Genomic DNA, 12173 nt, shown 5'->3' on the forward strand with positions numbered 1-12173 from the left:
GTCCCGCTGCCTATGCCTATTGCGCCTCGGCGGCGAAGGCCTTCAGCCGGGCGATCTCCTCGGCCCAACGGCTCTCGTCGGGGGTCTCGAGGATCAGTGGAATGGCGTCGAACCGCGGATCGCGGGCGATGTAGCGGAAGCAGGCCTCGCCGATCATCCCCTCGCCGAGCGACGAATGGCGGTCGACGCGGCTTCCGAGGATCTTCATCGCATCGTTCAGATGCATCCCCTTCAGGTAGCGGAATCCGACAACCCGCTCCAATTCGGCAAAGGTGGCTTCGCAGGCCTCCTCGGTGCGCAGGTCGTAACCGGCGGCGAAGGCGTGGCAGGTGTCGATGCAGACCCCGACGCGCGACTTGTCCTCGATGCGGTCGATCAGATAGGCGAGATGCTCGAAGCGGAATCCGAGATTCGAACCCTGCCCGGCGGTGTTCTCGATGACGGCCGTGACACCGTGCGTCTTTTCGAGGGCGAGGTTGATCGACTCGGCGATGCGGTCGAGACTCTCCTCCTCGGAGATCTGCTTCAGATGGCTTCCGGGGTGGAAGTTCAGGCGGTCGAGCCCCAGCAGTTCGCAGCGCTTCATCTCGTCGGTGAAGGCCGAGCGCGACTTTTCGAGGGCTTCGGCCTCGGGATGTCCGAGGTTGATCAGGTACGAATCGTGGGGAAGGATCTGCGCCGGGGTGTACCCGCACTCGTCGCAGGCGCGGCGGAAGGCGTCGATTTCGGCCGCGGTCAGGGGCTTGGCCATCCACTGACGCTGGTTCTTGGTGAAGAGGGCAAAGGCCGTGGCGCCGATGGCGTGGGCATTGCGGGGGGCGTTCTCCAGCCCGCCCGATGCGCTGACGTGTGCTCCGAAGTATTTCATGGTGTTCGATGTTTCGTGTTGTTTTGGACAAAGTTAAGGAATTTGTAAATAAATTCATAACTTTGCATTTTGGAAATATAACGCCTTGAAACCCGTTATGAAACGTTCACATGTGCTTCTCGCAGGGCTTTTCCTGCTGTTTTCGAGCCTTCCGGCCGCGGCCCAGATCTCGATCGACGAGGTCAATGCCGAGCCCTCGGACGTGAAGTTCCACGATGAACTGAAATCCACGTCGGTGGATGTCGACTATTTCAGTCTGGCCCGTTACAAGGCCGAGCGTGCCGCTATCCGCAAGGAGCGCAATGATTTGGAAATCAGTGCAGGACTGCAGGGCACGTTGACCTCCTATAACGATCCATGGATCTCCGTATCGGGCGGTGATAACTCCATTGCGCTGGTCGCCTCGTTCAACCTGAGGCATCTGTTTAAGAAAAACCTCTTCTCGATTGAGACGAAGGCTTCTGCCAAACTGGGTTACAACCGCATGAAGGTGGAGACGACGAACGCGGAGAACGAGCCGGTGAGCAACGGCGTGTGGTTTAAGAATCAGGATGAGTTTGTCGTATGGGTCAATCCGGCCTTCAAATTGGCCAAAAACTGGTCCTACGGTTCGACGTTCCAGTTCCGCAGCCAGTTCGTCAACGGCTACAAGTCGCGTACCGAGCAGGAACGTGAACATCTGAAGAGCTCCTTCCTCTCGCCGGGTTACCTCGACATTTCGCTGGGTTTGACCTACAAGAGTCCGCTTGCGAAGTTTCCCATAGCGGTCAATATCTCGCCGGTAGCCCTGAGTGCCGTTTTTGTGGAGAGTTCGCGAATTCGGAGCAACAGTTGGGATAGCAACAAATTAGGGTGGGAATCTTATGGCCTGGCTTCTGAGGGCAAGACCTCGAAGTACGAGGGCGGTTCGTCGGTGGAGATCAACTTCGACCGCACGTTCGGCAAGACGGGTTACCTGCGCTATCGAACGACGCTCTATACCTTCTACGGTTGGATCACCGACGTGGGGCAGCCGTACAAGTATAACGATTACAACCGCTATCTGGATGCCGTGCAGACGTGGGAGCAGAACGGTTCGGATCCCGAACTCAAGCCGCGCCTGGCGATTCATCCGACGGTGCGCTGGACCAATACCGTGGATATCAAGGCCACGAAATTCCTGACGACGACGCTGAGTTTCCAGCTCTACTACAACCGGGCGCAGAACCTCTCCGTACAGACCGAAACGCTGTTGAGCGTCGGTTTGACCTATACCTTCAAGAACAAGTGATGTACCGTAATTCGAAACAGACGATTCTCTTCCCGCTGCTGCTGGCGGCGGGCGTGGTAGCGGGGCTGCTGCTCGGACAGTACCTCGGACGCAACACGACGGCTTCGCAACTCAAGGGGGTGTTGGACCGCATGACGCTCCCCTCCAACAAACTCACCTATACGCTTTCCCTGATCGAGAACGAGTATGTCGACTCCGTCTCGATGGATTCGCTCTCCGAGCACGTCATTCCGCTGCTGGTGCGTGAACTCGACCCCCATTCGGTCTATATTCCGGCCTCGGAGATGGCCGCGCTGAACGAACCGCTCGAAGGGGAGTTCGACGGCATCGGCGTGGTCTTCAACATGGCCACCGATACGGTGATCGTGCTGAACGTCATCCCGCAGGGCCCGAGCGACAAGGCCGGGATCAAGGCCGGCGACCGGATCATCGAGATCGACGATTCGCTGGTGGCCGGGCGCAAGATTCCCCAGAACGAGATCGTACGGAAGCTCCGCGGTCCGCGCGGCTCGAAGGTGCATCTGGGGCTCGAACGGCAGGGAATTCCGGATCTGGTGCAGGTCGAGGTTGAGCGGGGTGTCATCCCGATCAAGAGTGTCGAATCGTCGTTCCGCATCACCGACAGCATCGGCTACATCAAACTGGGCCAGTTCGCACGGACGACTCACGAGGAGATCCGCCGTGCGCTTGCCGCGCTGCAGGCCGAGGGGGTCAACAAACTGATTTTCGACCTGCGGGGCAATTCGGGCGGTTATCTCGATCAGGCGATCGGCGTAGCCGACGAGTTTCTGCACGAAGGGCAGCTGATCGTCTATACGGAGGACCGCCACCACCAGCAGTTGCGAGAATACGCCGACGGCGGAGGCTCGGCCCAGAATATGGAGCTGGCCGTGCTGATCGACGAAGGGAGCGCCTCGTCGAGCGAGATTCTGGCCGGCGCCCTGCAGGACAACGACCGCGCCACGATCATCGGACGGCGTTCGTTCGGCAAGGGGCTTGTGCAGCGCCAGATCCCCTTCAGCGACGGTTCGGCGCTGCGTCTGACGACGGCCCGCTACTACACCCCCACCGGCCGATCGATCCAGAAACCCTATACGATCGGCGACGACGAGAGTTACGAGGAGGATCTCTACAACCGTTACCGCAACAACGAGTTCTTCTCGGCCGACAGCATCCACTTTGCCGACTCGCTCAAGCGGGTGACGCCCGGCGGCAAGGTCGTATATGGCGGCGGAGGCATCATGCCCGACATTTTTGTACCGGCCGACACGACCGATGTGACCCCCTATTTCGTCGAGGTCGTGGGCCGCAACATCCTCTACCGCTATACGATCGAGTACGCCGACCGTCACCGCGAGGCGCTCAATGCCGTGCAGACGATCGATGATCTCGAAACGCTGCTCGACAGCGACCGGGCACTGGTCGAGGATTTCATCCGCTATGCGGCCCGCAAGGGGGTTGCGCCGCGCTACGGCGACATTGCCCGTTCGCGCAAGCTGATCGAGGCGCAGCTTCGGGCCTATATCGGCCGCAATACGCAGCTCGAAGACAACGGTTTCTATGCGAATATCTATCCCGTGGACAACGTCATCATGCGGGCGATTGCCGTTTTGAAAGGAGAGGAGGCCAGCGATGATTAAGCGACTGATCGGTTTTGTGGTGACTTTGGCCGTGCTGGCCGTTGTGGTGATAACGATCCTTCATCACGGTCGCTACCGTTCGATGCTTCCGTTCGGTGATCCCGGTGTGACGCTTGTGCCGCAGGATTCACAGCGGGCTCCTGTTCCGACGCAGGAGGCTGTCGGGGATACGACCGTACGCTCCGGCTCTGAAGCGGTTCCCGGAACGAACCCTGGAGTGGACTCCGCGGCTATTCCGGGTGATACTCCGGCAGAACCCTCCCCGTCGACGGATTCTTTGCGTTGAATCCATCGGGAAACCTCTGGTTCTGATCTTGCGGTTGCCGGATTTCAGTTCCCGCCCGGTCTTTCCGCAATTACTTGGTTCTTCGGTCTGCCGGCGGTCTTTGCCTCGCTTTGAGGGGCGCCATTGTCTCGCAAAGGCCGGTTGATGCGCGTGAAAAAACGGCAACCTTTCTACAAAGGTTGCCGTTTCCCGTACAATGCAAATTGTGCAGGGCTGCTAATAGTATTTGATCGTTTTTCCTTCGATGGCCGAGAGGATGTTGTTGGCGGCCGACGAGGCTCCGATGCGGAAGAGATCCGTCGTGAGCCACTCCTTGCCGAGAATCTCCTCGACGATCGTGTAGTAGAGGGCAGCCTCCTCGGGGGTGCGGACGCCGCCTGCGGCCTTGAAACCGACCTTGCGGCCCGTCTTTTCGTGGTAATCGCGGATCGCCTGGCACATGACGACGGCGGCTTCGGGTGTAGCGGCCACGTCGATCTTGCCCGTTGAGGTCTTCACGAAATCCGCACCGGCAAACATCGACAGCAGCGACGCGTTGCGGATCAGTTCCGGAGTCTTCAGCGCTCCGGACTCGATGATGACCTTCAGCACGATGTCGCTGTCCATCTCCGTGCGGATCACCTCTACTTCGTTGGCGGCTTCGTCATAGGCCCCGGTGAGCATCTTGCCGACGTTGAGCACGATATCGACCTCGTCGGCTCCGTTCTCCACGGCCATGGCCACTTCGAGGGCCTTCACCTCGAGGAAGGTCTGCGAGGCAGGGAAACCGCCAGCCACACTCGTGATGCGCATCGGCGTGCCGTCAACCGCAACGCCTACCGTATCGACGAATGCCGGATAGACACAGATCGAGGCGACATTGGGGATTTCGGGGTATTTTTCGTAGAATTCTGCGGCCTTGCGGGCGAATTCGGTGACCGAAGCGACCGAATCGTTGCACGAAAGCGTCGTCAGATCAATAGCCGAGTAGCAGAACTTGTATACCTCGATATTGTGATTCCGCTCTTGGGCGATCTTGCGGAAGCGGGCGACCTCTTCGTCTACCTGTGCGGGGCTCCAGGCCGGCGCGTACTCTTTGAGATGGTTGGCGTATTCCATACTTAACGGTTTTGCACAAAAGTAGGAAAATTATTCGTACCGGCAAAAAAAAGCCCGGATCAATCGATCCGGGCCCGTTTATTCCTCAGTGCGGGAGGAATTATTTCTTCAGCGCCTTGAGGTTGACGTCCTTGGCAGCCTTGGCGGCGAGTTCGGGATTCTTCGAGGTAGCGCTCTTGAGCTGAGCCTCGGCGGTCTTCAGGTCACCCTCCTTGACGGCGATGACGGCACGCAGGTAGTCGGCCTCAGCGGAGTTGTCCTTGGCGATGGCCTTCTTGGCACCGGCCAGGTCGTTGGCCTGAACCAGGGCGATAGCCTCGTTGTAGCCGGTCAGACCCTTGGCAGCGGTCTTGTAGTCACCCTCGGCAGCAGCCATGGCAGCCTTCGACTCGGCATCGGCGGCAGCGGCATACTTCTTGGCCTCGGCGGTGTTGCCGTTAGCGAGGTTGGCCAGCAGGAGGTTCTTGTTGAGCTCTTTCGAGGAGTCGAGCTTGGCAGCCTTTTCGAAGGACTCGAGGGCAGCAGCCTTGTCGCCGACTTCGGTCTGGGCAACACCGAGGTTGTTCCAGATGCGGGCGTCGTTGTACTTCTTCGAAGCGGCGGTGAGGATTTCAACCTGCTCGGCGGGATCCTCGGTCAGCTCCTGAGCGGCGTAGAGGTAGTGCTCTGCGGTGAGTTCGCCACCGTTGCGGTAAGCCTCCATGATCTCAGCATCGGTCAGACCCTGAAGATCGGTGCTGTTGACGATCTGCGAGCGACGGAGCTCGGGCAGGATCTCCTTCTTCAGCTCCTCGAATACGGAGGACATGTTCTTGATTTCGGCCTCACGCTCAGCGGGCGAGTTGTAGAGGCTCAGCACCTGGAGAATGAGGTTCTTGTCCTGGATATTGGACTTCTCGACGAGCTCCTTGAAGCCGTCCCAGTCCTCACCGTAGGCAGCGGCGTCGATCTCCAGACCGGCATCCTTGAGCAGTTTGGCAACGACCTTCTGGCTGGACTCGCTACGAGCCTTGGAGAGCTTGTCGTTGAACTTCTCCGGACCATCGGGCGAAGCGTAACCCTTCACGGCGATGTTCTGGGTAGCGCGGTCGTTGTCGAGGTTCTTGTCGACGTTGGCCTTGAAGGCGTCGAGGTTTGCGTTCTGCTCGTTCTTCTTCGTCACGACGGAGGAGTTGATGGCATAGAGCAGGTCGGTCTTGTCAACGACGGTGGTAACCTTCTTGTAGTCGTTGGGCATCTGCTCCATCAGATCGCTGTACTTGATATCCTTCTGCAGGGTGTTCAGACCGTAAGCGACCGTCAGGCCGAACTCCTTGGCCAGGGCAGCCTTGGCAGCCTCGTCATTGCCGGCCAGCACGGCAGCCTCCTCCTTGGTGGGGATTGCACCGTTGTTGAGGTTTACGAGCGTAAACTCCTTGCACTTGCCCTTCGGGCACTTGATTTCGGCGCGGAGCTGGAGTTCGCACTGATCCATGCGGGGATCGTAGGCGAATTCGACATGCTGCGAGAAGTTTCCACCGGAGGTCTTGTCGACAACGGCGTAGTTCTCGTCCACCTTCGAACCCTGATAATATTTGGTCGTACCGGCAACTTCGCCGCCCTCGAAAACGATGACGGGCGTTACCTTGATCACAGCCTTCTTGTTGAAGTACTCTTCGGGGAACGTGACATTGATGTCAGCGGCCACGATGCCGTTGTTCAGTGTCAGAATCTCGGGGGTCACCGTCAATTTGATGTCGTCCCGATTTTGGGCCATCTTCTTGAAGCAGTTACAACTCGAGAATGCCAGAGCGGCAGCTACGAGCACAACGCTCAATTTCATGATGTTTTTCATAATAGATAAAGTTAGTGTGTTTATTTGTTGTTTGCCTTATTTTCGATTAAAAACCGATACGTCCGCTTGTGAATCGGGGCGTATGCCTGTTCTCTCACTTCTTCTCTCTTCTTCCCTCTCTCCTCTCTTCTTCTCTCCAGCGCTTCATTTAGCGCCTCATACCTTCTTTCTTTTTCTTCGTTTTGTCTCTTTTCCCGAGCACCTCCGCCACTTCATTATTCTCTCTCCCTCTCTTCCCTTCTTTCTTTCTCTCTCCCCCCCCCTCCTCTCTCTCTGTCGGGTGACCCGCTCCTGCGACTTAACCCGCATGAGCCGATCCGGTGGGCAGTCTGAGCCGCTGGAACAACGCAAATATAGAAAAGTCCGGCAAATTATGCAAAATTTCGGGCGGAAAATGTAAATAAAATTTCCGCCCGAAATGTCACATTCACAAACGTTTTATTCGTCCTTGTGGTCGTGCCGCGGTCGGCGATCGCCGCGGTCGGGTCTGGGACGACGCTCACGCTCGACATAACCCTCGGGTTTCGGGAGCAGGGCCTTGCGCGAAAGCTTGAGTTTGTTGGTCTTGGGATCGACGCCGATGAGCTTGACATCGATCTCGTCACCCTCCTTCAGACCGGTCTCCTCCATGGTCTCGAAACGCTTGTAGTCGATTTCGGAGATGTGGAGCAGGGCATCCTTTCCGGGGAGGATCTCGACGAAGGCGCCGAATGCCACGATCGAACGGATCTTTCCGTGATAGGTTTCGCCCACCTCGGGGATTGCCACGATGGCCTTGATGCGGGCCAGTGCAGCGTCGAGGGCGGCCTTGTCCACGCCGAAGATGTCGACGATACCCTTGTTGTCGACCTCGGTGATGGTGATGGTGGTGTTGGTGGTCTTCTGAATATCCTGGATGACCTTTCCGCCGGGGCCGATTACGGGGCCGATCATATCCTGCGGGATGGTGATCTGGACGATGCGCGGTACGAAGGGCTTGTAGTCGGCGCGCGGCTCGGCGATGCACTCGGTGATCTTGTCGAGGATGTGCATGCGGCCCTGACGAGCCTGCTCGAGGGCTTTGGCGAGGACTTCGTACGAGAGGCCGTCGACCTTGATATCCATCTGCGTGGCGGTGATACCGTCGCGCGTACCGGTTACCTTGAAGTCCATGTCGCCGAGGTGGTCCTCATCGCCGAGGATGTCGGAGAGGACGGCCCACTTGCCGGTCGAGGAGTCGGTGATCAGACCCATGGCGATACCCGAAACGGGCTTCTTGATCTTGACGCCGGCGTCCATCAGGGCGAGCGTGCCGGCGCAGACGGTAGCCATCGACGACGAACCGTTCGACTCGAGGATGTCCGAAACGACACGGACGGCATAGGGGTTCTCCTCGCCCAGCGGAATCATGGGCTTCAGGGCGCGCCATGCGAGGTGTCCGTGTCCGATCTCACGGCGCGACAGACCGCGTGCGGCCTTTGCCTCGCCGGTGGAGAAGGGCGGGAAGTTGTAGTGGAGCACGAACTGCTCGGTGCCCTGGACGAGAACCTCGTCCTTGACCTTCTCGTCGAGCTTCGTGCCGAGGGTTACGGTAGCCAGGGCCTGGGTTTCGCCGCGGGTGAAGATGGCCGAACCGTGGGCGGCGGGCAGGTAGCCCACTTCGCACCAGATGGGACGGATCTCGTCCGTACGGCGGCCGTCGAGACGTTTGCCCTCGTCGAGGATCATGTTGCGCATGGCCTTCTTGAGGACGTCGTCGTGGAAATACTTGTGGATCAGCGGGGCCTTCTCGACGAGCTCCTCTTCGGTGTAGCGCGAGGCGAATTCGGCCTCGAGGGCGTTGAAGAGGTCCTCGCGCTCGTGCTTCATCGTGCCGCTCGTAGCGATGGCGTAGGCCTTGTCGTAGAGCTCCTTGATGATGGTCTGGCGGAGCTCCTCGTCGTTGACCTCGTGGCAGTAGGTGCGTTTTACGTCCTTGCCGAGCTCCTTCGAGAGCTCGATCTGTACGGCGCACTGCTTCTTGATCTCCTCGTGTGCGAACTTGATGGCGCCGAGCATGACCTCCTCGGAGACCTCCTTCATCTCACCCTCGACCATGAGGATGTTGTCGATCGTACCGCCGACCATGATGTCGAGGTCGCACTCGGGCATTTCGGAGAAGTTGGGGTTGATGGCATACTGCCCGTTCTTGCGTACGACGCGGACCTCGGAGATGGGGCCTCCGAAGGGGATGTCCGACACGGCCAGGGCAGCCGAAGCGGCCAGACCGGCCAGGGCATCGGGCTGAATGTCCTTGTCAGCCGAGATGAGGTTTACGGTGACGTATACCTCGGCGTGGTAATCGGCGGGGAACAGGGGACGGAGGGCGCGGTCGATCAGGCGGGCGACGAGGATTTCACTGTCGTTGGCCTTTCCTTCGCGCTTCATGAAGCCTCCGGGGTAGCGTCCGCAGGCGGCGTACTTCTCTTTGTATTCGACCTGCAGGGGCATGAAGTCGGTGTCGGGTTTTGCATCCTTTGCGGCCACGACGGTGCCGAGGAGCATCGTGTCGCCCATCTTGACGACCACGGCGCCATCGGCCTGTTTGGCCAGCTTGCCCGTTTCGATCTCGATCTGGCGGCCGTCGCCGAGGGTGATGATCTTGCGGACTGCGTTGTACAGCTTCTTTTCTTCCATAAAAATTTTAACCTATGATGTACTCGATTTTTTTTCGCAAGAAAATGAAGGCAACCCCCTTCGGGAATTGCCCTCATTTCAAACCTCGGATTACTTACGGAGATTCAAGGTCTTGACGATGGCGCGGTAGCGCTCGATGTCGACCTCCTTGAGGTACTCCAGCAACTGGCGGCGCTTGCCGACCAGACGCAGCAGCGCGCGCTGGGTACCGAAGTCGTGCCGGTTGTTCTTGAGGTGTTCAGTAAGGTGGCTGATACGGTACGAAAACAACGCGATCTGGCTCTCGGGCGAACCCGTGTCGGTGTTAGACTTGCCGTACTGGCCGAAAAGCTCCTGCTTTTTCTCAGCTGTTAAATAAGCCATTTTGTAAAAGTTTATTTAAGTTCCACTCTACGACGCATCCCCCTTACCGTGGATAACGCCAGAGCGTTGGGCAAAGGTACGAATATAATTATGATTTAGGAATGAAAAGTCGAAAATTCTTCGTCTTTTCGGGCGAAAAATGAAAAGTTTACGGGGAAAATCGTATTTTTGTGCCTAAACGCAGGAAAATTATGGGAAACAAGCGAGTCCGCGGCGCCTGGGCCGTGGTTGCGGCGGTGGTTCTGGCCTCGTGTGCCGGACGCCCCGACTATACGACCGTTGACGGGGTGATGCTGGGCACGACGCTGCATATCGTCGCCGACGTGCGCGATGCTTCGGCACAAGAGCTCTATGCGGCCGTCATGGATCTCGACCGCGAGGCGAAGGCTTCGATGTCGATCTTCGACGAGAATTCGCTGCTGAGCCGTCTGAACCGCAACCAGACCGATACGGTCGACCGCCATATCGCCTTCAACCTGCGGTTGGCCGACAGCATCGGCGCCCTGAGCGACGGCCGCTACGACGTGACGGTCAAGCCGCTGGTCGAAGCATGGGGTTTCGCGGGCAAGGAGGCGCAGGCGCACCCGAACATCGATTCGATCCTCACCTTTGTCGGACGTGAGAAGGTGCACATCGAGGGCAACCGCCTGGTGAAGGCCGATCCGCGCGTGCAGCTCGACTTCAACTCCGTGGCCAAGGGCTATACGGTGGATCTGCTGGCGGCGCTGGTCGAGCGCTTCGGCGCCGAGAACTACATCGTCGACATCGGCGGCGAAGTGCGCTGCCGGGGTGTCAACCGCCAGGGCAATCCGTGGCGCATCGGCGTGGAGACACCCTTCGACGGCAACATGAGCGACGGAGAGTATCTCCAGCGTCGGATCAGCCTCTCGGAGGGCGGTCTGGCCACGTCGGGCAACTACCGCCGCTTCTATCTGGATGCCGACGGCAACAAGGTGGCCCATACGATCGATCCCCGTACGGGACACAGCGTCGTGTCGCGGCTGCTGTCGGTGACGGTGGTGGCTCCGACGTGTGCCGAGGCCGATGCCCTGGGGACGATGTTTCTGGCCATGGGGGCCGACGATGCGCGTGCGGCCGTCGACCGCATGCCGGGCGTGAAGGTCTACTTCATCCTGGCGGGCGAGGGTGACGCCTATGAGGAGTATGTCTCCCCGGCGATGAAGCCGCTGATTCTGGAGTGAAACTCCCCGGACCAACCCATTCGAACGACTCTTATCTATGAAAACCGCCGTATTTCTCTATAATCCCGAATCGGGCCGGGGGCGCGTCGCCCGTGAAGCCGAACAGATCGACGAGATCTTCCGTACGAACGGCTACCGGGTTATTCCGCAGCCGATCGACTTTGCCGTCAATCCCTTCGAGGGCCATGAGACGATCGATCTGATGGTCGTGGCCGGAGGCGACGGAACCATCAATTTTGCCGTCAACGCCATGAAACGCAAGGGTCTCGATATTCCGATCGGGGTGATTCCGGCCGGGACGGCGAACGATTTTGCCGGGGCGCTCGGCATGTCGAACGAACTGCTCGAAGCGGCGCGTCAGGTCGCTACGGGTTGCGAGGATCGGGTCGATGTGGGCCGGGTCAACGACCTGTGGTTCGTCAACATCTTCTCGTTCGGGATCTTCACGACCACCTCGCAGCGTACGCCCAATTCGCGCAAACACCGCATCGGCAAACTGGCCTATATCATCGAGGGGGTCAAGGAGTTCCGGACGATCCATGCCGTGCCGCTGGAGATTGTGGCCGACGGCGAGCATTTCGACCTGCGGTCGCTGATGGTGCTGATCTTCAACGGCGAGACGGCGGGCGGATTCCGCCTGGCGCGCACGGCGTCGATCCGCGACGGACTGTTCGACTGCATTCTGCTTGAAAAGAAGGATCTCTTCCGTTCGACGCTGGCCATGGGACAGTACCTGCTGGGCGGCAATCCGAAGATTGTCCGCCACTTCCGGGCCCGGAAGATCGACATCCAGTCGACGGTCAACGAGCCGACGGATGTCGACGGACAGCCCGGTGCCGAATTCCCGCTTCACATCGAGTGTGTGGCCGGCGGTTTGCGGGTGGTGCGTCCGTGCTCTGCGGAGGCGGAGTGATCTTCCGCTGCCGGTTGCTTTTGGGGGGCCGGTTGCTTTTCGGG

At 59.0% G+C, this 12173-nt stretch carries 9 protein-coding genes; 4 read left to right on the forward strand and 5 right to left on the reverse strand.

Going from position 1 to position 12173, the window contains the following annotated elements:
- Positions 1 to 16: 16 nt before the first annotated feature.
- The gene (gene nfo / locus B5E60_RS08965) at positions 17 to 868 is read right to left on the reverse strand and encodes a deoxyribonuclease IV (protein WP_087311160.1); all 852 of its coding nucleotides are present in this window, start codon (positions 866 to 868) and stop codon (positions 17 to 19) included.
- 97 nt (positions 869 to 965) lie between these two features.
- Here nfo and B5E60_RS08970 point away from each other — a divergent pair, with 97 nt between their 5' ends.
- Together B5E60_RS08970 and B5E60_RS08975 are read left to right on the forward strand one after the other, a co-directional pair.
- Complete coding sequence (locus B5E60_RS08970) at positions 966 to 2138, forward strand: DUF3078 domain-containing protein (protein ID WP_087311161.1); 1173 nt, start codon at positions 966 to 968, stop codon at positions 2136 to 2138.
- A complete protein-coding gene (locus tag B5E60_RS08975; protein ID WP_087311162.1) occupies positions 2138 to 3778 on the forward strand; it encodes a S41 family peptidase in 1641 nt (546 codons plus the stop codon). The genes B5E60_RS08970 and B5E60_RS08975 overlap by 1 nt, the downstream gene beginning before the upstream one ends.
- A 502-nt stretch (positions 3779 to 4280) precedes the next feature.
- Here the strand turns inward: B5E60_RS08975 and deoC are convergent.
- The 4 genes from deoC to rpsO form a co-directional block, all read right to left on the reverse strand.
- A complete protein-coding gene (deoC, locus tag B5E60_RS08980) occupies positions 4281 to 5162 on the reverse strand; it encodes a deoxyribose-phosphate aldolase (protein WP_087311163.1) in 882 nt (293 codons plus the stop codon).
- 100 nt (positions 5163 to 5262) lie between these two features.
- Entirely contained in the window at positions 5263 to 6984 is a 1722-nt protein-coding gene (locus B5E60_RS08985; RefSeq protein WP_087311180.1) for a hypothetical protein, read from the reverse strand.
- 450 nt (positions 6985 to 7434) lie between these two features.
- On the reverse strand, positions 7435 to 9651 hold the full coding sequence (pnp, locus tag B5E60_RS08990; protein WP_087311164.1) for a polyribonucleotide nucleotidyltransferase: 2217 nt from the start codon (positions 9649 to 9651) through the stop codon (positions 7435 to 7437).
- A 90-nt stretch (positions 9652 to 9741) separates the two neighbouring features.
- Positions 9742 to 10014: a 30S ribosomal protein S15 gene (rpsO, locus tag B5E60_RS08995; protein WP_087311165.1), complete on the reverse strand. Its 273-nt coding sequence runs from the start codon at positions 10012 to 10014 to the stop codon at positions 9742 to 9744.
- Between the two features lie 191 nt (positions 10015 to 10205).
- Between rpsO and B5E60_RS09000 the strand changes: the two genes are divergently transcribed.
- Together B5E60_RS09000 and B5E60_RS09005 are read left to right on the forward strand one after the other, a co-directional pair.
- Positions 10206 to 11216 (forward strand): FAD:protein FMN transferase, encoded by a 1011-nt coding sequence (locus tag B5E60_RS09000; protein WP_087311166.1) that lies wholly within the window; start codon positions 10206 to 10208, stop codon positions 11214 to 11216.
- Positions 11217 to 11253: 37 nt separating this feature from the next.
- Positions 11254 to 12129 (forward strand): YegS/Rv2252/BmrU family lipid kinase, encoded by an 876-nt coding sequence (locus tag B5E60_RS09005; RefSeq protein ID WP_087311167.1) that lies wholly within the window; start codon positions 11254 to 11256, stop codon positions 12127 to 12129.
- The last annotated feature ends 44 nt before the right edge of the window (positions 12130 to 12173 follow it).

The organism is Alistipes sp. An116, assembly GCF_002161005.1.
Taxonomy (GTDB): domain Bacteria; phylum Bacteroidota; class Bacteroidia; order Bacteroidales; family Rikenellaceae; genus Alistipes; species Alistipes megaguti.